This window comes from Citrobacter freundii ATCC 8090 = MTCC 1658 = NBRC 12681, from assembly GCF_011064845.1.
GTDB lineage: Bacteria > Pseudomonadota > Gammaproteobacteria > Enterobacterales > Enterobacteriaceae > Citrobacter > Citrobacter freundii.
In genome coordinates, this window is sequence record NZ_CP049015.1 from 1239166 (window position 1) to 1260722 (window position 21557).

A 21557-nucleotide genomic window follows, 5' to 3' on the forward strand; every position below is an offset into this window, starting at 1 on the left:
GTCATTTTGTGCCCAGAATAGCGAAAAGCACGGAAAAAATTGTTGCCATTTAGCCTTTAAAATAGAATGTAAGTAGAAAATTCTTCTCTGTGGAGTGGATATGCTAGACAAAATTGACCGTAAGCTGCTTGGCTTACTGCAACAGGACTGCACCCTTTCTTTGCAGGCGTTAGCAGATGCCGTTAATCTGACTACCACTCCCTGTTGGAAACGCCTCAAACGGCTCGAGGATGATGGTGTTCTGCTGGGCAGAGTCGCCTTGCTGGATCCGGAAAAACTGGGGCTGGGCTTAACCGCGTTTGTGCTGATCAAAACTCAGCATCACAGCAGCGAATGGTATTGCCGCTTTGTCACTGAAGTGACCGGAATGCCCGAGGTTCTGGGGTTCTGGCGTATGGCAGGGGAGTATGATTACCTGATGCGAGTGCAGGTCGCTGATATGAAAAGCTACGATGAATTTTATAAGCGCCTGGTGAACAGCGTACCGGGCCTGTCTGACGTCACCTCCAGCTTTGCCATGGAACAGATTAAATACACAACTGCTCTCCCTATTGAATAATTCTCCCGGCGCTTATTGCCGGAAATTTTGTCAGGACATAACGCGTGCGATTATTTGCTCAATTAAGCTGGTACTTCCGCCGGGAGTGGCGTCGCTACCTCGGGGCGGTGGCCCTGCTTATCATCATCGCTATCCTTCAGCTTATTCCGCCGAAAGTGGTGGGGATCATTGTGGATGGCGTAACGACACAACGCTTCACCACCGAGCGGCTGCTGATGTGGGTGGGAACCATTGCTCTGATCGCCGTGGTAGTTTATTTACTGCGCTATGTCTGGCGCGTGCTGCTGTTTGGCGCATCCTACCAACTGGCAGTTGAGCTGCGGGAAGATTATTACCGTCAGTTGAGTCGTCAGCATCCAGAGTTTTATCTGCGTCACCGCACGGGCGATCTGATGGCGCGTGCAACTAACGATGTTGACCGCGTGGTATTCGCCGCTGGGGAAGGCGTACTGACGCTGGTAGATTCGCTGGTCATGGGATGTGCGGTGCTGATCGTGATGTCAACGCAGATAAGCTGGCAACTTACGTTGATTGCGCTGCTGCCGATGCCGGTGATGGCGATAATGATCAAACGTTACGGTGATCGACTCCATAACCGCTTTAAGCTGGCGCAGGCGGCGTTTTCCAGCCTCAACGATCGTACTCAGGAAAGCCTGACCAGTATTCGTATGATCAAGGCCTTTGGTCTGGAGGATCGGCAGTCGGCATTATTTGCCGCTGATGCTGAAGATACAGGTAAGAAAAACCTGCGCGTGGCGCGCATTGACGCTCGCTTTGATCCCACGATTTATATCGCCATTGGGATGGCTAACCTGCTGGCGATTGCCGGGGGAAGCTGGATGGTGGTGCACGGTTCGCTGACGCTCGGCCAGCTCACCAGCTTTATGATGTATCTCGGTCTGATGATTTGGCCGATGCTGGCGCTGGCATGGATGTTTAACATCGTCGAGCGTGGCAGCGCCGCGTATAGCCGAATTCGCGCCATGCTGGCAGAAGCGCCGGTAGTGGATGACGGTACTGAACTGGTGCCGGAAGGACGCGGCGAGCTGGCGGTGGCGATTCGCGAATTTTGTTACCCACAAACCACCCACCCGGCGCTGGAAAATGTGAATTTTCGGCTTAAACCAGGGCAGATGCTGGGCATCTGTGGCCCAACCGGCGCGGGGAAAAGTACGGTGCTGTCGCTGATCCAACGTCATTTTGATATCACCGAGGGCGATGTGCGCTTTCATGATATCCCGTTAACGCGCTTGCAGCTGGATAGCTGGCGTAGCCGTCTGGCAGTGGTCAGCCAGACACCTTTCTTGTTCTCGGATACGGTCGGCAATAACATCGCCTTAGGACGCCCGCAGGCCACCCAGGCAGAGATCGAGCATGTGGCGCGCCTTGCCAGCGTTCATGAAGATATTCTACGTCTTCCTCAGGGCTATGACACCGAAGTGGGCGAACGTGGGGTGATGCTGTCTGGTGGACAAAAACAGCGTATTTCTATCGCCCGAGCGCTACTGCTGAATGCTGAAATCCTGATTCTGGATGATGCGTTATCGGCGGTAGATGGTCGTACCGAGCATCAGATCCTGCATAACCTGCGTCAGTGGGGCGAAGGCAGAACCGTGATTATCAGCGCCCACCGTTTATCGGCTCTGACGGAAGCCAACGAGATTATCGTGATGCAGCATGGGCATATTGCCCAGCGCGGTGAGCATGAATCTTTAGTGCAACAGCCCGGCTGGTATCGCGATATGTACCGCTATCAGCAACTGGAAGCGGCACTGTCTGATGCGCCAGAAATAAACGAGGAGGCGGCTAATGCGTAGTTTTGGGCAACTATGGCCGACCCTGAAAAGATTGCTGGCGTATGGTTCACCATGGCGAAAACAGTTGGTGATTGCGGTAGTTATGCTGTGGGTGGCGGCTGCGGCGGAAGTCAGCGGTCCGCTGTTGATTAGCTATTTTATCGATAACATGGTGGCGAAGAACAATCTGCCGTTGGCGATGGTTGTCGGGCTGGTTGCGGCCTATGTCGGTCTGCAACTGCTGGCGGCAGGCCTGCATTACGCGCAGTCGTTGTTGTTTAACCAGGCGGCGGTTGGCGTCGTACAACAGTTACGCACTGACGTAATGGACGCTGCGCTGCGCCAGCCGCTCAGCGCCTTTGATACTCAGCCCGTCGGGCAGCTTATCTCACGTGTGACCAATGACACCGAAGTTATTCGCGACCTGTACGTGACGGTGGTCGCAACGGTTCTGCGCAGCGCGGCCTTAATCGGTGCCATGCTGGTGGCGATGTTCAGCCTCGAGTGGCGTATGGCGCTGGTGGCGATGGCTATTTTCCCGGCGGTGATGGTGGTGATGGTGATTTATCAACGCTACAGCACCCCGATTGTGCGTCGGGTGCGCGCTTATCTGGCGGATATTAACGATGGCTTTAACGAAGTCATCAACGGCATGAGCGTTATCCAGCAGTTCCGCCAGCAGGCGCGATTTGGCGAGAGAATGGGGGAGGCCAGCCGCTCGCACTATATGGCGCGTATGCAAACCCTGCGACTGGATGGCTTTTTGCTGCGCCCACTGCTGAGCCTTTTCTCGGCGCTGATCCTCTGCGGTTTGCTGATGCTGTTCAGCTTTACCTCTGGCAGCTCCATTGAGGTTGGCGTGCTGTACGCGTTTATCAGCTACCTCGGCCGTTTGAACGAGCCGCTGATCGAGCTGACCACCCAGCAATCAATGCTGCAGCAGGCGGTTGTCGCCGGTGAGCGAGTGTTCGAGCTGATGGACGGACCACGTCAGCGCTATGGTGACGATGATCGACCGCTGAAGAGTGGGGATATTGAGGTGGATAACGTTTCATTTGCCTATCGTGACGACAATCTGGTGCTGCAAAATATCTGTCTGTCCGTGCCTTCGCGCAGCTTTGTAGCCTTGGTCGGACACACCGGTAGCGGCAAAAGTACGCTGGCCAGTCTGCTGATGGGTTACTACCCGTTGACGCAGGGCGAAATCCGCCTTGACGGACGTCCGCTGTCTTCTCTGAGCCACAGTGCGTTACGTCAGGGCATCGCGATGGTGCAGCAGGATCCGGTGGTGATGGCGGATACCTTCCTGGCAAACGTCACGCTGGGTCGTGATATCTCAGAAGAGCGGGTATGGCAGGCTCTGGAGACTGTGCAACTGGCAGCACTGGCGCGGGGGCTGAGCGAGGGGATCCATACCCGGCTGGGCGAGCAGGGCAATAATCTCTCCGTTGGGCAGAAACAGCTGCTGGCGCTGGCGCGGGTATTGGTGGAAACGCCGCAGGTACTGATCCTCGATGAAGCCACGGCCAGTATTGATTCCGGTACTGAACAGGCCATTCAGCACGCGCTGGCGGCGGTACGTGAACACACCACGTTGGTAGTGATTGCACATCGGTTATCGACGATTGTCGATGCGGATACCATTCTGGTGCTGCATCGCGGGCAGGCGGTTGAGCGTGGTACGCACCAGCAACTACTGGCGGCGCAAGGCCGTTACTGGCAGATGTATCAGCTTCAACTGGCGGGTGAAGAGCTGGCGGCCAGCGCACATGAGGATTCGGTTATCGCCTGATGGTGCTGCGCTTATCAGGCCTACGGTCAACGCGGTTTTGTAGGCCGGATAAGGCGTTTACACCGCCATCCGGCAATCAACAATCTGGTGCAAAAATGTAACGCACTATGCACCGTCATAGTGCGTTTTTTCTTTTTCTCCCCCAGCAATACCCTGCAAGCCTGAATTATTCCGCGTTTTTCATTCCTGGCACACCCCTTGCAATATTCCTCTCGTGTATCTGCAGCCACTACTGAATTCTGACTGGAGGGGATCTATGAAGCTGGTTACCGTGGTAATCAAACCGTTCAAACTGGAAGACGTCCGTGAAGCACTGTCGTCTATTGGTATTCAGGGGCTGACCGTCACCGAAGTGAAGGGCTTTGGCCGACAGAAAGGTCATGCTGAGCTGTACCGTGGGGCTGAATATAGCGTCAATTTTCTGCCAAAGGTGAAGATTGATGTGGCGATTGCCGACGACCAACTGGATGGCGTGATTGATGTCATCAGTAAAGCGGCATACACCGGAAAAATTGGCGACGGCAAAATCTTCGTCGCCGAGCTGCAACGTGTGATTCGTATTCGTACCGGCGAAGCCGACGAAGCCGCACTGTAACTTCTGGCACACAGTGATAGGAAACCAAAAAATGAAGATAGCAACGATGAAAACAGGTATTGCTTCACTGGCGCTACTGCCGGGACTGGCAATGGCGGCACCGGCGGTTGCGGATAAAGCAGATAACGCTTTTATGATGATCTGTACCGCGCTGGTGCTGTTTATGACTATCCCTGGCATTGCGTTGTTCTACGGCGGTTTGATTCGCGGTAAGAACGTGCTGTCGATGCTGACTCAGGTGACGGTGACATTCGCTCTGGTTTGTATTCTATGGGTGGTTTATGGCTACTCACTGGCATTTGGCGAAGGGAATAATTTCTTCGGCAACTTCAACTGGGTATTGTTGAAGAACATCGCGCTGACGGCGGTCACGGGGAGCTTCTACCAGTACATTCACGTTGCTTTTCAGGGTTCTTTCGCCTGCATCACCGTTGGGCTGATTGTCGGGGCGCTGGCTGAACGTATTCGCTTCTCTGCGGTGCTGATTTTTGTAGTGGTATGGTTAACGTTGTCGTACATCCCCATTGCCCATATGGTCTGGGGCGGCGGCTTGCTGGCTTCCCACGGTGCGTTGGATTTTGCCGGCGGAACAGTCGTGCATATCAACGCGGCGATTGCCGGTCTGGTTGGTGCGTATCTGATTGGCAAACGCGTCGGTTTTGGCAAAGAAGCCTTTAAACCGCATAACCTGCCGATGGTCTTCACCGGTACCGCTATTCTCTATATTGGTTGGTTTGGCTTTAACGCCGGTTCAGCGGGAACGGCGAATGAGATTGCCGCACTGGCCTTCGTCAATACCGTGGTCGCCACCGCCGCAGCCATCCTCGGATGGATCTTCGGTGAATGGGCGCTGCGTGGCAAACCGTCCCTGCTGGGCGCGTGTTCTGGTGCTATTGCGGGTCTGGTGGGGGTAACACCGGCATGTGGCTATATTGGTGTCGGCGGCGCGCTGATTATTGGTGTCGTTGCGGGACTGGCTGGCCTGTGGGGTGTGACCATCCTGAAGCGTATTCTGCGCGTGGACGATCCGTGTGATGTGTTTGGCGTGCACGGCGTGTGCGGCATTGTCGGCTGCATCCTGACCGGGGTGTTCGCTGCCAGCTCTCTGGGCGGCGTGGGCTTTGCCGAGGGCGTGACCATGGGGCATCAGCTGCTGGTGCAACTGGAAAGCGTGGCGATTACCATCGTCTGGTCCGGTGTGGTGGCTTTCATTGGCTATAAGCTGGCGGATATGACGGTGGGTCTGCGTGTACCGGAAGAGCAGGAACGCGAAGGTCTGGATGTGAACAGCCACGGCGAGAACGCTTACAACGCTTGATGTTTCAATCTGCCGGATGGCAACGCTTTTGCGCCGCCATCCGGTAATTCTCAATTACGATTACGCATTACCCCTTCCTGCACGGTAGAGGCGACCAGCACGCCGTCCTGCGTATAAAACTCCCCGCGTACAAAACCCCGGGCACCGGAGGCCGAAGTACTCTCGACGTTATACAACAACCACTCATTGATATTGAACGGACGATGGAACCACATGGAGTGGTCAATGGTGGCGATCTGAATCCCTTTTTCCAGGAAACCAATTCCGTACGGCTGCAGCGCAACAGGCAGGAAGTTCAGGTCTGAAGCATAACCCAGCAGATATTGATGGACGCGCAGATCGTCCTGCAGCTCGCCGTTTGCGCGGATCCAAACCTGGCGCGCCGGAGGTGCGACGTGACCTTTTAAGGGGTTATGAAATTCAACCGGACGCACTTCCAATGGACGATCGTTGATAAATTTTTCTTTCAACAGCGGCGGCAGCAAATGCGCCACTGAGCGGGCAATTTCTGTTTCTGATTTAAGCTCATCGGGACTCGGCGCATCCGGCATGGTTTTCTGATGTTCAAATCCGTCTTCCGGCGCCTGGAAAGAGGCTGTCATGTAAAAAATAGGTTTACCATTCTGGATTGCGGCAACGCGGCGCGCGCTGAAGCTATTACCATCACGCAGGACTTCTACATCATAGATGATGGGCTTTTGGCTATCGCCGGGGCGTAAAAAGTAGCTGTGAAAGGAGTGGACCAGACGCTCTTCTGGTACGGTTTCCTTTGCGGCATATAGCGCCTGACCGACAACCTGTCCCCCAAAAACCTGACGTAACCCTAAGTCTTCACTTTGGCCCCGAAAGAGTCCTTCTTCAATTTTTTCCAGATTTAACAATGTCAGCAAATTTTTCAGCGCCAGACTCATACGTGCTCTCCAGGTTATATCGTTCTCGCAGCGAGGTAGGCAGAGTATAACGCAATTTTGAAAGTGGTCCGATGGGTGCAATTGTCTGAATTAAAGGCCTATTACAGGCAAAAACAGCTATCTTGTGCCACACTTAGTCACGTTATGTTTTTGTTAACCACTCTTCTGGCGAGGAAAGTTCTCGCTGGTGCATAGATGAAAAGGAGAATTTAATGAAACTCGTGCACATGGTAAGTGGTTTAGCGGTTGCGGTCGCTCTGGCAGCTTGCGCCGATAAAAGCGCGGATATTCAGACACCTGCGCCAAGCCCTAATACGTCAATTGCTGACACACAGTCTAAAATTCAGCAGCCTAATGTCTCCGGTACAGTATGGATCCGCCAGAAAGTGGCCTTGCCACCTGATGCGGTGCTGACCGTAACGCTGTCAGATGCTTCACTGGCCGATGCGCCGTCAAAAGTGCTGTCGCAAAAAGCGGTCCGTACTGAAGGTAAACAAGCGCCATTCAGCTTTGTATTACCGTTTAACCCGGCTGATATTCAACCTAACGCCCGTATTCTGCTAAGTGCGGCAATTACGGTTAATGACAAACTGGTCTTCATTACTGATACCGTGCAGACGGTCATCAATCAGGGGGGGACAAAAGCTGACCTGACGCTGGTCCCTGTACAGCAAACGGCAGTACCGGTTCAGGCGAGCGGTGGGGCTGCCACCACGGTGCCGTCAACGTCACCAACCCAGGTGAATCCGTCTTCTGCCGTCCCTGCTCCCACACAGTACTAAGGCAGTCGTAACCCTCTCCGCCCAGAGAGGGTTAGTACACCCAGCGATAGCGCTGTAAATCGATCTGTCCGCTTCCTGAAACCACTATTCCTTCAGCCAGCAACGCCTGGCGCTGCCGTTGCAGGTCGGGGCCTGTCAGCGAAATGGCACCATGACGATTAACCACCCGATGCCAGGGCAAAGTGCTGCCTTCGGGGAGACGCTTAAGCACGCCGCCTACCTGGCGCGCAGCACGCGGCGAACCGGCAAGCCTGGCAACATCGCCATAGGTGGTGACGAAACCTTCGGGGATTGACGCGACGATTTGCCAGACGCGTTGGGGGAAAGTGTCTTGTATATCCATCATTTATTCCTGCGCTAATCCTCCAGCATAATGCTGAACGGCGAAGGAGTGAAGCCGCATTGCACAAGAAAACAGCATCCGATGCTGGATGGGTTGCAATTACAGGGTGCAGCAGTGATAATGCGCCTGCGCGTTGGTTAACAACGCTCTCAATGGGGGCTCTGTTGGTTCTCCCGCAACACTACTCTGTTTACCAGGTCAGGTCCGGAAGGAAGCAGCCAAGGCAGATGACGTGTGTGCCGGGATGTAGCTGGCAGGGCCCCCACCCAATTCTGCCGTCCGGCAATTTTCCTTCTGCTTATCTTCTTTTCTTTGTCATCGTATTGTCATTTTAATGTCATCAAATGCTGTCAATGTGTTTCGGGGATGTTATTTGATGCTTTTGCCGCCGCCATCGCACTGTAACGACAGGGGTCTTACATTCGGTGTGTTTTGGCTGACCACAAGGATTTTCTACGATGTCGACCGCTGTATTGAATGTCAAAATTGATGAGGCGCTAAAAGAAAAGCTTCGCCATTACGCTGAAGTGCATAGTGAAAATTTAAGTATCGCGACGGAAAAACTACTGCTGATCGCGTTTTCCGCCGTTGAAGAGGCGGGAGTCTCCGCTGAGGATATCGATAGCCAGCATACGGAAGAATCCGTGGTTGAAGCACTGACTCCTAAAGAAATCAAAGCATTGCGAAGACTACTGAAGAAGAAAAAATGAAACAACAACCGCTCTCAACCGCCTGTAATTATGGCGAAGCCTGTGAAATGCTGCGTTCCGGTTATGTGAAACATGTTCGTCTGAGCTGGAACGTCGGCAGCGATGAGTTCTTCCGTATTGCCTCCGACTGGTGTGATGCCGGGGCAAAAATTAAGAAAGACGGTGAGAATTTCGTGATTTCTCTGAAGGGGTTTCCGGTTCCTCCTCAGCGTTAATATTGCCGGGACATCCTCGTCCATCACGGCATTCAAGGACGAGTCCTTTGACTCGTCGTTTAGATTATTTTACGTATTTTCCCGCTGCTGGCCTGCAAACGCAGGTTATCCCAAATGGGTTGCAACACCCGGAAGGCGGCACGCGTTGTGTCATCCGGTAATGTGAAGGGCATACGCAAAAAGCGGTCAAATGCACCATCAAGACCGAAACGCGTACCGGTTCCCAACTGAATGCCTGCGATTTCGGCGCGCGTAGCGAATAGCGTTGCTAGCGTATCGGGCAGTTCAACCCAAAAAGAGAGTCCTCCCTGTGGCTGGGTAAACTGCCACTCCGGGAAATGTGCGTTCATCAGGTCCGAGCACAGATCTCGCTGCGATGTGAGTAGCCGTCTTCTGTCAGGAAGAAAGTCGGCGGCATTATCCAGCAGCCAGCTGGTGGCGAGTTGTTCAAGCACCGGGGAGCCTAAATCGAAGGTGTCGCGAGTTTGTACCAGCGCCGCGATGGTTCGCGCCGACGCCCGAATCCAGCCCAGACGCAATCCTCCCCAAAAGCTTTTCCCGGCAGATCCCAGCAGGATGATCGGTGCATTGCGGTTGAATGCGGCAAGCGGCGGTGGTGGCGGGGTGTCATACCACAGGTTCACCATGGTCTCATCAATCACCAACGTGGTGCGGGTCCTTTCAGCAATATCTGCCACGACCTGGCGAGTTGCAGCGTCCATGCAACGCCCGGTCGGATTGTGAAAGTCCGGCATCAGATAGGCCATTCTCGGTGCGGTTTGCGCGATGGTGGCGACCAGACCTGCCGTATCCCAACCGTGTTCGGGCAGCGACACACCGACGGGACGACATGATGCACCTTGAATCGCGGCAATCGCCAGCGGATACGTGGGATGATCGACCACCACGCGATCGCCAGGGCCGGTGAGTAAACGCAGGATCAGCGCCAGGCCACTGACCGCGCCGTTCACGACCATAATCTCATCGGGCTGCGTCGGGAGTCCGCGTTCGCAATAATGCCGGGCGATGGATTCACGCAAAACCGCCAGTCCCTGTGGTAGATACCCGGAACTCAGCAAATGCTGCGGCATCGCAAACAGCGCTTGTTGGTAAGCATGGTGAATTTCGGGACCGGCACTCAGCGCCGCCGTGGACAAATCCAGCGCTGTACCGGTACTGGTTCGTGTAGGCACATGACGAATGTGTTCCGGCAGGATCACCCGTGAGCCGCTCCCATGACGGCTTTCCAGATATCCCTCTTCACGCAGTTGCGCCATGGCGCTGGCGACGGTGGTTCGGCTCACTTGCAGAACGGCAGCGAGCTCGCGTTCGCCGGGTAAGCGACTATCCAGCGCCAGTCGACCATCAAGGATCAGCAGACGTAACGCTTCTGCCAGCTGTCGCCAGATGGGCGTTCGTGAGGGGTTTTCCTGCCAGTGTCCGAGCAGGCGCTGCAAAGACTGGCTTCCGTAACGGCGTGATGACATAGCAGTCCACTTTTTGAAAACTGGACATTAATCATAGTGCCAATTGCGGTGATGATGAAAGTTATCTGAGAGTGAGAGGGGAAAAGCATGCTGCGTCGTTTACTTCAGCTGTTCATCGGGCTGACGCTGTACGGTGTGTCGACGGCGATGTTTGTCCGTGCCGATTTAGGAGCCGATCCGTGGAACGTGTTTCACCTGGGCGTGGCCAATTTATTGTCGATGAATATTGGCGTGGTGATCATTGCCGTGGGTGTGTTGGTACTGCTGGCGTGGATACCGCTGCGCCAGCGTCCAGGGTTTGGCACGTTGAGCAACGTGATTATGATCGGGCTGGCGGCAGATGCCGCGCTGCTGGTGATTCCGGGATTTGAATCCCTGCTGGCGCGCAGCGGGCTGTTGGTGTCAGCGGTGATCCTGAATGCGTTAGCAACCAGCCTGTACATTGGTGCCGGTTTTGGCGCCGGTCCGCGTGATGGTCTGATGACCGGTATCCACGCACGTACCGGCTGGCCAGTACGACGAATTCGAACCGCAATTGAAGTGTCGGTGCTGCTTATCGGTTGGTTGCTGGGAGGAACCGTGGGGGTTGGTACGGTGCTGTATGCCTTGGCTATCGGACCACTCATTCAGCTTTGCCTGCCGTGGTTTCGCCATCAGCCGCAGGCACGTATTCGCATCAAGAATACGCCTGGGGCACGATCGCCTGCTGGCGACTAAACTTAACCTCGACTGACGCGGCCGGAATCGGCTTGCCGCGCAGTACACTTCGGAGGTTTTTCTCATGAAGTATGTTGATGGCTTTGTGGTTGCCGTACCCGCTGAAAACAAGGAGGCGTACATTGCGATGGCGGCAAAAGCAGCTCCGCTTTTCAAGGAGTTCGGTGCATTGCGCGTGGTGGAGTGCTGGGCAGATGATGTCCCTGACGGCAAATTGACCGATTTTCGCATGGCTGTGAAAGCGCAGGATCATGAAGAAGTGGTATTCAGTTGGATTGAATACCCTTCCAAAGAGGTCCGCGACGCGGCGAATCAGAAGATGATGTCCGATCCCCGTATGAAGGAATTCGGTGAATCTATGCCATTTGATGGCAAGCGAATGATCTACGGTGGATTTGCGCCCATTATGGAAGAGTGATGTGACTGGCTGTGCGGCGTGCCGCCAGCCATCTCAACATCAACAGCCATGTTAAAGCCGTTTTTCTGCCCACAGTATAAATTCCGTTTTCGGCAGCGCTTTGCTGTAAAGCCAGCCTTGACCGTACTGCACTCCGTGCTTGCGTAGCCAGGTTTCCTGATTCTCGGTTTCGATACCTTCCGCCACCATCTCAAGTTTCAGCGCTTTTGCTATCTCGATGATATGTGGCGTGACGTTGTTGTACTCCAGTGCATCGACGAACGATTTGTCTATCTTCAGAATGTCTACATCCAGATCCTGCAAATAACTCAGGCTGGAATAGCCTGTACCAAAGTCATCAATATAGATTGAATGACCCGCCTGACGGTATTTGGCAATAAACGGCGCGCTGTTTTTTGGGTCAGCAAATTCGCGTTCAGTTAGCTCCAGCGCGATTTGCGCAGGCTTAAGTTGCCAGTGGTTCACCTTCTGGCTTAACAGGGCAGGAAGCGTTTCGGAGGACAGATCGGCTGACTCAAGGTTGATTGATATATGCTGCTCAGGATGCTGACGCAGCCATTTGCCTAAATCTTCAAATACGCTTTCAATAATCAACCGGGTGAGGGACTCTGTCAGCCCGGTTTCATGCGCCAGCGCGACGAAAATTTCAGGTGACAGATAACTCCCATCGGCCTGCTGCCAGCGAGCCAGCGCCTCTGCCCCAACCACTTTCCCCGTTTTGAGCGAGATAATTGGTTGATAGTGGACTTTGATGTCCCGATGCTGGATAGCGTCCTGCAACTGATGATGGGGCGACTGTAAGCGGCGCAAAATACGCAAAACAAAGGCGGCGGTGAGCAAGCCGATAAGAATGCCTGCCGGGAGCCAGATCAGCGCCTGGCGGTGCCAGGTTTTTTGCAATGGCAGGGTAGACGCCCAGGTTACGATCGTGATGCCCAACTCAGGAAAGGGGCGGGCGTTATAAATGCTGCCATCTTTGTTAAAATGGGTAATCGATCGTTCTTGCTGTATATGCTGCAAAACGTCCGATGGCAGATCGGCGCTACTGGCAACCACGACGTTGCGCATGGTGCCAATGATAGTCACTTCAATCGGCCATGAGCCAAACGGGATGACGTCAATGAAAGAACCCGGATCGACCATCACAATATAATGTTCGCTCCCTAATGCTGCCATAAAGCGCTTGATGCCCAAATCATTTTGCGTGGTAAGCCATGCGCGATATCCATCAGGAGTGACTTTCATTGCGGGTGGAAATGCGTCTGCCTGGCTTCTTTTTTCCAGAGATGAGCATTGCGGAACGTTATCTTTGAGGTACAGCACTTCCTGAATATAGCGATAGCTATATGACAAACGACGCATTTCCAGCAGATGCTCATCACTACAAGGCACCCCCTGAAATGCTTCAATATGGCGTAATGCTTTTTTCGCCTGCTCGCCTACGCGTTCCGTACGTAATGCGACTCGTGTTGAGAACATGTCGAGTTCATCGATAAATTTCGTTTCGACCTGACGATGTGCAAGCCACAGGCTTAAACCTACAGGCGCGAGGATGGAAAGGAACAGTACCCCAGTCACCAGGCTTATCAGATGTCGTGTTGTCACAGTGATATCCTTATTTACACAGCGTAGGGAAAGTATATCTGAAACCCCGAAAAGCTATTCGATTGACATCATATATTTACGGCCACTTATCATCCCGTTTAACTCCCTGTAGCGTAAATCAGGTTGTGGTTTGTACAAGAGTGGTGTATTTTGTCGGTTATGTTATAACGTAACAAATCGAGGTTGCCATGAAACCGGATATCCATCCTTTTTACCGTACCGTGGTGTTTCACGATACCAGTGCCAATGAATTCTTTAAGGTCGGTTCGACCATTAAGACTGAGCGTGAAATTGAGTTTGAGGGGGAAATGTACCCGTACGTGACTCTCGATATCTCTTCTAAATCGCATCCGTATTATACCGGGAAACAAAAAACCTTTGATAATGAAGGTAGTGCAGCACGTTTCCAAAAACGTTTTGGTCATTTTATTGGCGTTAAGCGGAGTTAAAATGCAGGTACTCAATTCACTTCGCAGCGCAAAACAGCGCCATCCTGACTGCCAGATAGTAAAACGCAAAGGGCGTTTGTACGTTATCTGCAAAACGAATCCGCGCTTTAAAGCAGTACAGGGGCGTAAAAAGAGACGTTAGTTTCTTTGCCAGCATTTCAGGGATTAAAGTGCGTTGCCTGGGCAGGAACGCACTTTTTTTATCTGCGCTGAGATGCCGTTACTGGGTGGTCTGGGCGCGGGTAAGCGTAAAGACATCGTAAAACGAGAGTTCGCCTTTGCGCGATATCATCTTTTGCAGCTGTGCTTTATGTTCGCTATCCACGGACGGTGAGTGCAGGATAGTATCGATGAGCGAGGAGGGGACAAAGCGCGTGTTGTACCATTCTCCGTTATAGCAAACTCTAAAATCCAGAACGTCGATATCTTCAAAGCGGTACCGTGGCGCAACGTCGAAAAAGAAAAAGCCGTTGAGTACAACGAACAGTACCACCAGCAGCCATACTGAATCGACTAACGTTTCTGACTGTAGCATCACCGCCAGCGTGGCAAACCAGGCAACATACATGCCGATAAACAGCCCAGGGTGTTTGCGAATAAAGCTGATGCTAAAGCGCGGTTTGTTGTCGCGCTTCTCGCGAATATTTAAGTCGTCGATTGTTTCAGTAAGCAGGCGCTGTATTTCTGTCATCTCTTGCCTTCGTGATATCTGCAAAATTCAGGAGGGATAGCCCTATTTTAAAAGGGGATACCCTTTGAAGAAAGTAACAGATTAACCGTAATTTAGCATAACAGTTACATTTAAGATCACAGCGTTTTGATGATCCTTGCGGGATTGCCCCCAACCACGGTGTTTGCTGGAACGCTTTTAGTGACTACTGCGCCTGATGCCACAACCACGTTATCGCCCAGCGTGACGCCAGGATTGATCACTGCACGGCCACCTATCCAGACATTATTGCCGATAGTCACGGGCTTTCCGAACTCAAGGCCACTGTTGCGCTCGGTAGCATCCAGCGGATGGGTCGCGGTATAGATATGAACGCCAGGTGCCAGCATGCAGTTGTCGCCAATATGAATTGGACAGACGTCGAGCATAACGCAGTCGAAATTAGCGTAAAAGTCTTTACCAAGATAGATGTTATAACCGTAATCACACCGGAAAGAGGGTTCAATATAGGCACCCTCACTCTGACCTAACAGATCATGCAGGATTGCCTGACGCTCATTTTTTTCATCGGGAGCGGTGAGATTGTAGCGATGGATCAACTGACGAGCGCGTAGTCGGTCACTGCGCAGCGTTTCATCTGCCGGGCGATAGTATTCGCCGGCGATCATTTTTTGCTTTTCATTACGCATTACGATTTCCCTGTGTACTGAAGGTTATTTCAGCACAGTAAAACGTAATGCAAGCAAGGGGAACGTTCCCGCTTCTTTGCTGTGATCATAGTCACGTGATTTGAATTAAATAACCATTGTAAATACGAAAATGGTTAGCCAGACAACTGTGCCGCTATACCTGACTTAACCTTGAGTGCAATTAGCGAATGAATTTCCAAACAGAAGTTGGAATCTTGTCGTAAAGCTTATTCATGGTCAATTCAGCAAGGCGATGATCTGCTGCTGAGTAAAATACAGCCAGTTCGTTGTCGGACAATTCATATTTATTTTTTTCAATAACGCGCTCTAGCGTATCAATAGTCTGGCAACGTCGCAGGCGCATCAAATAATCTGTTTTAGTTAATGGTTTATCGGACATAACTCTTACCTATGATTGTAATAATTTTTAACAAGACAAACTAACAGGATTAGCCCTGGTGGCATTGACAAAACAGCGAAACAGTCGATTACCTGACTTCCGCCATTTCTGCAGATCCTGCGTATTAATACCATAACTGCTGAACAACATAAAAGTGTCATCCAGGTATTCATCTATCTGCGCGATCAGCTTATTGTCCTCATTGTACTTAATTTTATAATTAAGTGCGAAGGTTGCAATATGCTCTATCAGTTCATTGAGCTGCAAGCTGGTTGCAGAGGTAGGGTCATTAACCCAGCCATGGTTACTTTGTTCAAGGTTTGCAAGACAGTCATGATACAGAGTTTCGCAGAGAAATTTAAGCTGCGCGATATCATGTCTTTTGGGTGAGTATTCATCCATAACGCATCCCCTTCTTAGTGGCTTAAACTAACCGAACACCTTTCGGGATGGATACAACAACTACCTGGAACTTGCCCGCGACTCCTGATGATTTAACTATAATCTACTCTAAAAAAGATTTCATCGTCATATCACGAAAAATTACAATTATGTAAAATTATGATGCTACGTCATTTTTACATTTTAACAGATAAATGCCGCAATTCGAAATGGGACAATTTCTTTATTCTTCGGGCAATCATCGGGTTATCTTGTTTAGGTTTAGCAACGAAAGGCAACAACCGACAATGAAAACCAGTGGATAGGATTAATCTTAATATTTATTAAAGTAAATAAGAACTCTCGCTGTTTTTTTAAGAATACCCTTTAAGGCTGCAAGGATTATATCGCTTATTTACCCGATAGAAAATAAACGGAATGGCAATAAGTGATTTTTATGATTTTTCCAGAAAAAAGGCCGCTTGCGCGGCCTTATCTTTAGAGATGTATCAATGATGCTCTACTGAGTGGCTATGCTCAATATCTTCATTTTTGCGGCTAAAGCGGCGGCGTACCACCACAAAGAACACCGGAACAAAGAAGATCGCCAACACGGTTGCCGTCACCATCCCACCCATTACGCCAGTACCAACGGCGTTCTGCGCACCGGAGCCTGCGCCGGAGCTGATGACCAGCGGCATTACGCCCAGAATAAAGGCCAGTGACGTCATCAGGATTGGACGTAAACGCATGCGTACTGCGTCCAGCGTCGCCTCTATCAGACCTTTACCCTCTTTATCCATCAAGTCTTTGGCGAATTCGACGATAAGTATCGCGTTCTTCGCCGACAACCCAATGGTTGTGAGCAGGCCTACCTGGAAGTAAACGTCGTTGGTCAGGCCGCGGAACGTTGCTGCCAGCAATGCACCGATAACACCCAGTGGTACAACCAGCATTACGGAGAACGGAATTGACCAGCTCTCGTACAACGCTGCCAGACACAAGAATACGACGATCAGTGAAATGGCATACAGGGCAGGAGCCTGGTTGCCGGACAGTCGTTCCTGGTAGGACATACCGGTCCAGTCATAACCGATACCGGATGGCAGTTTGCTGGCCAGTTGCTCCATCATCGCCATGGCTTCACCGGTACTTTTACCCGGAGCGGCCTGGCCTAAGATTTCCATGGAAGGCAAACCGTTATAGCGTTCCAGACGCGGCGAACCGTATTCCCAACGTGAGGTAGAGAAGGCGGAGAACGGTACCATCTGTCCATCGCTACCGCGGACATACCAGTTTCCAATATCTTCCGGCAACATACGGTATTTCGCTTCAGACATGACGTAAACTTTCTTCACACGACCACGGTCGATGAAGTCATTCACGTAGCTTCCGCCCCATGCTGCACCCAGCGTTGTATTAATATCACTAATGGAAACGCCCAGAGCCTGCGCTTTTTCCTGATCGATATCGATCTTGAACTGCGGCGTATCTTCCAGACCGTTAGGACGAACACCGACCAACAGATCAGGATGCTTCGCGACTTCACCAAACAGTTGGTTACGCGCCTGAGTCAGCTTCTCATGGCCCAGACCCGCCTGGTCAATCAACTGGAAGTCAAAACCGGTTGCGGTCCCTAACTCCACAATCGCTGGCAGGTTAAAGGCAAAGACCATCGCGTCTTTAATCTGCGAGAATGCGCCCATTGCACGCTGAGTAATCGCTTCAACCTTGTTCTCTTCGCCAGGACGTTCACTCCAGTCTTTCAGAGAAACGAACGCGATGCCGGTGTTCTGACCACGACCAGCAAAACCGAAACCGTTAACGGCAAACACCGATTCAACGTTCGCTTTTTCCTTGGTCAGGTAGTAATCCGTCATTTCGTCCAGTACCTTCTGGGTACGCTCTTGCGTCGCACCCGCTGGCAGCTGAGCCATAGACAGGAATACCCCCTGGTCTTCATCTGGCAGGAACGAACTTGGCAGACGAACGAACAGATAGGCCATGCCCACAACGATAATCAGATACAGCGCCAGATAACGACCGGTGCTGCGCAGAATACCGCCCACGCTATCGGTATAATGATGCGTGCTCTTATCGAACATGCGGTTAAACCAGCCGAAGAAGCCTTTTTTGCCTTCTCCGTGATCGCCTTTAGCAATCGGTTTGAGCATGGTCGCACACAGGGCAGGGGTCAGAATCAATGCCACCAGTACAGACAGCGCCATCGCGGAAACAATGGTGATGGAGAACTGACGGTAAATTGCACCGGTCGACCCCCCGAAGAACGCCATTGGGATAAATACCGCTGACAGCACCATCGCGATACCCACCAATGCGCCCTGAATCTGGCCCATCGATTTTCGCGTTGCTTCCTTCGGCGGTAGTCCTTCCTCAGCCATTACACGTTCAACGTTCTCGACCACCACGATGGCGTCATCCACCAGCAGGCCGATGGCGAGCACCATCCCGAACATCGTCAGGGTATTTATTGAGAAGCCGAAAATCGCCAGGACGGCAAATGTACCCAAGAGTACCACCGGCACGGCGATAGTCGGAATCAGCGTCGCGCGGAAGTTCTGCAGGAACAGATACATTACCAGGAACACGAGGATGATTGCTTCTGCCAGCGTTTTCACTACTTCGTGAATAGAAATTTTCACGAACGGCGTGGTGTCATACGGGTAAACGATCTTCAGACCTGACGGGAAGAACGGCTCCATCTTCTTCAGTTCTTCGCGGATAGCGTTTGCGGTGTCCAGGGCGTTAGCACCTGTTGCCAGCTTGATACCCAGACCGGATGCCGGTTTACCGTTGAACTTCGCAATGATGTCGTAGTTCTCACCGCCCAGTTCCACTTTCGCTACGTCACGCAGACGAACCTGGGAACCATCCTGATTCACTTTCAGCAGGATTTTGCCGAACTCATCAGCGGAGGTCAGACGGGTTTGCGCAATGATCGATGCGTTAAGCTGCTGACCTTTCACCGGCGGCGTACCACCTAACTGACCGGCTGCAACCTGGGCGTTCTGCGCTTTGATGGCGCTGATTACATCAACCGGTGTCAGCTGGAAGTTGTTCAGTTTGTTCGGATCCATCCAGATACGCATCGCATACTGAGAACCAAACAGCTGAACGTCGCCCACGCCTGAAGTACGGCTAATGGCATCCTTCATGTTGGCGCCAACGTAGTCGGAAATATCCTCCTGCGTCATGGTGCCGTTGGTGTTGATAACACCGACAACCATCAGGAAGCTGCTGGATGACTTCTCAACGCTAACCCCTTGCTGCTGTACTTCCTGAGGCAGCAACGGCATGGCCAGCTGCAGTTTGTTCTGCACCTGTACCTGTGCGATATCCGCATCAGTACCAGACTGGAAGGTCAGGGTGATCTGCACGGTACCCGTGGAGTCACTGTTTGAGGACATGTACATCAGGTTATCGATACCGTTCATATTCTGTTCGATAACCTGCGTAACAGTATCCTGTACTGTTTTGGCATCAGCGCCAGGATAGGTCGCGGAGATCGTCACTGCTGGCGGTGCAATAGTCGGATATTGCGCTACCGGCAATTTGAGGATCGCGAGCCCCCCTGCCAACATGATAATAATGGCGATCACCCACGCAAATATTGGGCGATCGATAAAGAAATTAGGCATGTCTTAACGGCTCCTGTTTAAGTTAAGACTTGGACTGTTCAGGCTGGCTACCGCTTTGGCCTTGCTGGTTGTTATCAGCGGTGATTTCCTGCGCTTTTACCTGCGCGCCAGGACGTACTTTCTGCAGCCCAGTAACAATCACGCGGTCGCCCGGCTTAAGTCCATCAGTGACTAACCATTTGTCGCCAATCGCTTGTGCGGCGACAATTTGACGAGTTTCAACTTTGTTGTCTGCACCGATAACCAATGCACTGGCATCGCCACGCGGTGTGCGGGTAACGCCTTGCTGTGGAACCAGTAATGCTGTTGGGTTAATCCCTTCTTCCAGACGTGCGCGGACGAACATACCCGGCAGTAAGGTATGATCCGGGTTCGGGAAAATTGCGCGTAACGTAATCGACCCAGTGGTTTGATCTACCGTCACATCAGAAAATTCCAGCGTACCGGACTGCGGGTATTTAATGCCGTCATTGGTCACCAGTTCGACTTTCGCTTTACCGTTTTCTTGCTTCAGCGTGCCGTTGGCCAGCTCTTGTTTCAGGCGCAGGAAGTCGTTGCTTGACTGCGTCACGTCTACATAGATGGGATCCAACTGCTGAACGGTCGCCAGTGCGGTCGCCTGACCGTTTTGCACCAGAGCGCCTTCCGTAACGGATGATTTACCAATGCGACCGCTGATCGGTGACGTCACTTTGGTGTAAGCCAGATTGATGCGTGCAGTTTCTACCGCGGCTTTCGCGGCAACAACGGCGGCGTTTGCCTGCTGTGCGTCAGCCAACGCGCTATCGTAGTCCTGTTGGCTGATGTACTTAGTACCCAACAGTTTCTGATAACGTTTCACCGTCAGTTGAGCAATGTTTGCTGCGGCTTGTGCTTTAGCCAGATCGCCTTTTGCACTTTCATAAGCGGCCTGGTAAGTAGCAGGATCAATCTGATAGAGAGATACACCCGCTTCGATGTCACCACCTTCCGTGAAATTACGTTTCAGGATAATCCCGCTAACCTGAGGACGAACTTCAGCAATACGAAACGCACTGGTGCGACCCGGAAGTTCGGTTGTGATCTGTAGAGGTTCAGTTTTGAGCGTAACAACTCCAACCTCTGGCATTTGCTGGCCCCCTTGTTGGGCCTGTTTGTCGTCACATCCTGTTAGCGCTAAGCTGCCTGAGAGCATCAGAACGACTGCCAGAGGCGTTAACCCTCTGTTTTTGTTCATATGTAAACCTCGAGTGTCCGATTTCAAATTGATCAATGGCTTAAAGCCCATAAACCCATTGCTGCGTTTATATTATCGTCGTGCTATGGTACATACATTCACAAATGTATGTAAATCTAACGCCTGTAAATTCACTGACCTATGGCACGAAAAACCAAACAACAAGCACAGGAAACACGACAACACATTCTTGATGTCGCTCTGCGTATGTTTTCGCAACAAGGGGTCTCATCCACCTCGCTGGCTGAGATCGCAAAAGCCGCTGGTGTGACGCGCGGTGCAATCTATTGGCATTTCAAAAACAAATCGGATTTATTCAGTGAAATCTGGGAGCTAGCAAAACCTAACATTGATGAGTTAGAGACTGAGTATCAGGCAAAATTCCCTGACGATCCACTATCAGTATTAAGAGAAATTTTAATTTACGTTCTTGAAACTACCGTGACAGAAGAACGCCGACGTTTATTGATGGAGATTATATTCCACAAATGCGAATTTGTCGGGGAAATAGCATCAGTTCAGTTAGTCGAACGTAGCCTGTGTCTGGAAAACTATGACCGTATAGAAAAAACGTTACGCCACTGTATGGATGTCAACATGTTGCCGGAAAACCTGAACACACGTCGTGTAGCGGTGTTAATGCGTAGCTATATTTCCGGGATCATGGAGAACTGGTTATTTGCTCCCGAATCGTTTGATCTGAAGAATGAGGCTCGTCAGTACGTGGCGGTGCTGCTGGAGATGTGTCTGCTTTGCCCAAGCTTGCGCCTGCAGGCAGGAGAGACAAGCTAGTTTGCCATTCTGCACCAGGAATTCTCCTGGTCGTTTTGCCTGCTGCTATTCTG

At 51.8% G+C, this 21557-nt stretch carries 22 protein-coding genes, 1 other RNA gene and 1 pseudogene; 14 read left to right on the forward strand and 10 right to left on the reverse strand.

Annotated features, from left to right (window positions below; genetic code table 11):
- Nucleotides 1-100 precede the first annotated feature (100 nt).
- The 5 genes from G4551_RS05895 (at nucleotide 101) to amtB (ending at nucleotide 6060) form a co-directional block, all read left to right on the forward strand.
- Nucleotides 101-559, forward strand: a complete 459-nt coding sequence (locus G4551_RS05895; protein ID WP_003021649.1) for an Lrp/AsnC family transcriptional regulator — start codon at nucleotides 101-103, stop codon at nucleotides 557-559.
- A gap of 44 nt (nucleotides 560-603) precedes the next feature.
- Nucleotides 604-2376 (forward strand): SmdA family multidrug ABC transporter permease/ATP-binding protein, encoded by a 1773-nt coding sequence (locus G4551_RS05900; RefSeq protein ID WP_003835940.1) that lies wholly within the window; start codon nucleotides 604-606, stop codon nucleotides 2374-2376.
- Nucleotides 2369-4147, forward strand: a complete 1779-nt coding sequence (locus G4551_RS05905) for a SmdB family multidrug efflux ABC transporter permease/ATP-binding protein (protein ID WP_003835938.1) — start codon at nucleotides 2369-2371, stop codon at nucleotides 4145-4147. Before G4551_RS05900 ends, G4551_RS05905 begins: the two co-directional genes overlap by 8 nt.
- 256 nt (nucleotides 4148-4403) lie before the next feature.
- Entirely contained in the window at nucleotides 4404-4742 is a 339-nt protein-coding gene (gene glnK, locus G4551_RS05910; protein WP_003021657.1) for a P-II family nitrogen regulator, read from the forward strand.
- A gap of 31 nt (nucleotides 4743-4773) precedes the next feature.
- Nucleotides 4774-6060, forward strand: coding sequence for an ammonium transporter AmtB (amtB, locus tag G4551_RS05915; protein WP_003835936.1), 1287 nt, complete (start codon nucleotides 4774-4776; stop codon nucleotides 6058-6060).
- 50 nt (nucleotides 6061-6110) lie between these two features.
- Here the strand turns inward: amtB and tesB are convergent, their stop codons facing one another.
- Nucleotides 6111-6971, reverse strand: coding sequence for an acyl-CoA thioesterase II (gene tesB / locus G4551_RS05920; protein ID WP_003835934.1), 861 nt, complete (start codon nucleotides 6969-6971; stop codon nucleotides 6111-6113).
- Between the two features lie 212 nt (nucleotides 6972-7183).
- On the opposite strand from tesB, the gene G4551_RS05925 reads away from it, so the two are divergent.
- Entirely contained in the window at nucleotides 7184-7753 is a 570-nt protein-coding gene (locus G4551_RS05925) for a YbaY family lipoprotein (RefSeq protein WP_003021666.1), read from the forward strand.
- Between the two features lie 31 nt (nucleotides 7754-7784).
- On the opposite strand, the pseudogene G4551_RS05930 reads toward G4551_RS05925, so the two are convergent.
- A pseudogene (locus G4551_RS05930) lies at nucleotides 7785-8174 on the reverse strand (MGMT family protein).
- 84 nt (nucleotides 8175-8258) lie between these two features.
- Between G4551_RS05930 and ffs the strand changes: the two are divergent.
- The 3 genes from ffs to G4551_RS05945 all read left to right on the forward strand — a co-directional run bounded on the left by ffs (nucleotide 8259) and on the right by G4551_RS05945 (nucleotide 9021).
- Nucleotides 8259-8355: signal recognition particle sRNA small type (gene ffs, locus G4551_RS05935), an RNA gene on the forward strand.
- 199 nt (nucleotides 8356-8554) lie between these two features.
- Entirely contained in the window at nucleotides 8555-8806 is a 252-nt protein-coding gene (locus G4551_RS05940; protein WP_003021699.1) for a hypothetical protein, read from the forward strand.
- Nucleotides 8803-9021: a hypothetical protein gene (locus G4551_RS05945; protein ID WP_003021701.1), complete on the forward strand. Its 219-nt coding sequence runs from the start codon at nucleotides 8803-8805 to the stop codon at nucleotides 9019-9021. The genes G4551_RS05940 and G4551_RS05945 overlap by 4 nt, the downstream gene beginning before the upstream one ends.
- A gap of 59 nt (nucleotides 9022-9080) precedes the next feature.
- Here G4551_RS05945 and yczR read toward each other — a convergent pair whose 3' ends face one another.
- Nucleotides 9081-10508, reverse strand: a complete 1428-nt coding sequence (gene yczR / locus G4551_RS05950) for a MocR-like transcription factor YczR (protein WP_003835931.1) — start codon at nucleotides 10506-10508, stop codon at nucleotides 9081-9083.
- A gap of 87 nt (nucleotides 10509-10595) precedes the next feature.
- On the opposite strand from yczR, the gene yczE reads away from it, so the two are divergent.
- Nucleotides 10596-11225: a membrane protein YczE gene (gene yczE / locus G4551_RS05955; RefSeq protein WP_003835929.1), complete on the forward strand. Its 630-nt coding sequence runs from the start codon at nucleotides 10596-10598 to the stop codon at nucleotides 11223-11225.
- 64 nt (nucleotides 11226-11289) lie between these two features.
- Nucleotides 11290-11643, forward strand: coding sequence for a DUF1428 domain-containing protein (locus G4551_RS05960; protein ID WP_003831033.1), 354 nt, complete (start codon nucleotides 11290-11292; stop codon nucleotides 11641-11643).
- A 51-nt stretch (nucleotides 11644-11694) separates the two neighbouring features.
- On the opposite strand, the gene G4551_RS05965 is transcribed toward G4551_RS05960, so the two are convergent.
- Entirely contained in the window at nucleotides 11695-13248 is a 1554-nt protein-coding gene (locus tag G4551_RS05965) for an EAL domain-containing protein (RefSeq protein WP_003835927.1), read from the reverse strand.
- 188 nt (nucleotides 13249-13436) lie between these two features.
- On the opposite strand from G4551_RS05965, the gene G4551_RS05970 reads away from it, so the two are divergent.
- Both G4551_RS05970 and ykgO read left to right on the forward strand, forming a co-directional pair.
- The gene (locus G4551_RS05970) at nucleotides 13437-13697 is read left to right on the forward strand and encodes a type B 50S ribosomal protein L31 (protein ID WP_003835926.1); all 261 of its coding nucleotides are present in this window, start codon (nucleotides 13437-13439) and stop codon (nucleotides 13695-13697) included.
- Between the two features lies 1 nt (nucleotide 13698).
- Nucleotides 13699-13839 carry a type B 50S ribosomal protein L36 gene (ykgO, locus tag G4551_RS05975; protein WP_005125190.1) on the forward strand — a complete coding sequence of 47 codons (141 nt, stop codon included), beginning with the start codon at nucleotides 13699-13701 and terminating at the stop codon, nucleotides 13837-13839.
- Nucleotides 13840-13917: 78 nt separating this feature from the next.
- Here ykgO and G4551_RS05980 read toward each other — a convergent pair whose 3' ends face one another.
- The 6 genes from G4551_RS05980 to acrA form a co-directional block, all read right to left on the reverse strand.
- Nucleotides 13918-14388, reverse strand: coding sequence for a YlaC family protein (locus G4551_RS05980; protein WP_003021724.1), 471 nt, complete (start codon nucleotides 14386-14388; stop codon nucleotides 13918-13920).
- A 116-nt stretch (nucleotides 14389-14504) separates the two neighbouring features.
- A complete protein-coding gene (maa, locus tag G4551_RS05985) occupies nucleotides 14505-15056 on the reverse strand; it encodes a maltose O-acetyltransferase (protein WP_003835924.1) in 552 nt (183 codons plus the stop codon).
- A gap of 181 nt (nucleotides 15057-15237) precedes the next feature.
- Nucleotides 15238-15456, reverse strand: a complete 219-nt coding sequence (locus G4551_RS05990) for an HHA domain-containing protein (RefSeq protein ID WP_002892050.1) — start codon at nucleotides 15454-15456, stop codon at nucleotides 15238-15240.
- Nucleotides 15457-15483: 27 nt separating this feature from the next.
- A complete protein-coding gene (tomB, locus tag G4551_RS05995; RefSeq protein ID WP_003021733.1) occupies nucleotides 15484-15858 on the reverse strand; it encodes an Hha toxicity modulator TomB in 375 nt (124 codons plus the stop codon).
- A gap of 488 nt (nucleotides 15859-16346) precedes the next feature.
- Complete coding sequence (gene acrB, locus G4551_RS06000) at nucleotides 16347-19496, reverse strand: efflux RND transporter permease AcrB (protein ID WP_003021736.1); 3150 nt, start codon at nucleotides 19494-19496, stop codon at nucleotides 16347-16349.
- Between the two features lie 22 nt (nucleotides 19497-19518).
- Entirely contained in the window at nucleotides 19519-20712 is a 1194-nt protein-coding gene (gene acrA / locus G4551_RS06005) for a multidrug efflux RND transporter periplasmic adaptor subunit AcrA (RefSeq protein WP_003835922.1), read from the reverse strand.
- A gap of 141 nt (nucleotides 20713-20853) precedes the next feature.
- Between acrA and acrR the strand changes: the two genes are divergently transcribed.
- A complete protein-coding gene (acrR, locus tag G4551_RS06010) occupies nucleotides 20854-21504 on the forward strand; it encodes a multidrug efflux transporter transcriptional repressor AcrR (RefSeq protein ID WP_003021744.1) in 651 nt (216 codons plus the stop codon).
- The last annotated feature ends 53 nt before the right edge of the window (nucleotides 21505-21557 follow it).

Bases quoted from the DNA above. Each gene is read 5' to 3' on its own strand.
- glnK (WP_003021657.1), top strand. From the start codon at position 4,404: ATGAAGCTGGTTACCGTGGTAATCAAACCGTTCAAACTGGAAGACGTC.
- G4551_RS05940 (WP_003021699.1), top strand. From the start codon at position 8,555: ATGTCGACCGCTGTATTGAATGTCAAAATTGATGAGGCGCTAAAAGAA.
- G4551_RS05895 (WP_003021649.1), top strand. From the start codon at position 101: ATGCTAGACAAAATTGACCGTAAGCTGCTTGGCTTACTGCAACAGGAC.
- G4551_RS05980 (WP_003021724.1), bottom strand. From the start codon at position 14,388: ATGACAGAAATACAGCGCCTGCTTACTGAAACAATCGACGACTTAAAT.
- acrA (WP_003835922.1), bottom strand. From the start codon at position 20,712: ATGAACAAAAACAGAGGGTTAACGCCTCTGGCAGTCGTTCTGATGCTC.
- G4551_RS05990 (WP_002892050.1), bottom strand. From the start codon at position 15,456: ATGTCCGATAAACCATTAACTAAAACAGATTATTTGATGCGCCTGCGA.
- tomB (WP_003021733.1), bottom strand. From the start codon at position 15,858: ATGGATGAATACTCACCCAAAAGACATGATATCGCGCAGCTTAAATTT.
- G4551_RS05945 (WP_003021701.1), top strand. From the start codon at position 8,803: ATGAAACAACAACCGCTCTCAACCGCCTGTAATTATGGCGAAGCCTGT.
- yczR (WP_003835931.1), bottom strand. From the start codon at position 10,508: ATGTCATCACGCCGTTACGGAAGCCAGTCTTTGCAGCGCCTGCTCGGA.
- amtB (WP_003835936.1), top strand. From the start codon at position 4,774: ATGAAGATAGCAACGATGAAAACAGGTATTGCTTCACTGGCGCTACTG.
- ykgO (WP_005125190.1), top strand. From the start codon at position 13,699: ATGCAGGTACTCAATTCACTTCGCAGCGCAAAACAGCGCCATCCTGAC.
- yczE (WP_003835929.1), top strand. From the start codon at position 10,596: ATGCTGCGTCGTTTACTTCAGCTGTTCATCGGGCTGACGCTGTACGGT.
- G4551_RS05970 (WP_003835926.1), top strand. From the start codon at position 13,437: ATGAAACCGGATATCCATCCTTTTTACCGTACCGTGGTGTTTCACGAT.
- G4551_RS05960 (WP_003831033.1), top strand. From the start codon at position 11,290: ATGAAGTATGTTGATGGCTTTGTGGTTGCCGTACCCGCTGAAAACAAG.
- G4551_RS05925 (WP_003021666.1), top strand. From the start codon at position 7,184: ATGAAACTCGTGCACATGGTAAGTGGTTTAGCGGTTGCGGTCGCTCTG.
- tesB (WP_003835934.1), bottom strand. From the start codon at position 6,971: ATGAGTCTGGCGCTGAAAAATTTGCTGACATTGTTAAATCTGGAAAAA.
- acrR (WP_003021744.1), top strand. From the start codon at position 20,854: ATGGCACGAAAAACCAAACAACAAGCACAGGAAACACGACAACACATT.
- G4551_RS05905 (WP_003835938.1), top strand. From the start codon at position 2,369: ATGCGTAGTTTTGGGCAACTATGGCCGACCCTGAAAAGATTGCTGGCG.
- acrB (WP_003021736.1), bottom strand. From the start codon at position 19,496: ATGCCTAATTTCTTTATCGATCGCCCAATATTTGCGTGGGTGATCGCC.
- maa (WP_003835924.1), bottom strand. From the start codon at position 15,056: ATGCGTAATGAAAAGCAAAAAATGATCGCCGGCGAATACTATCGCCCG.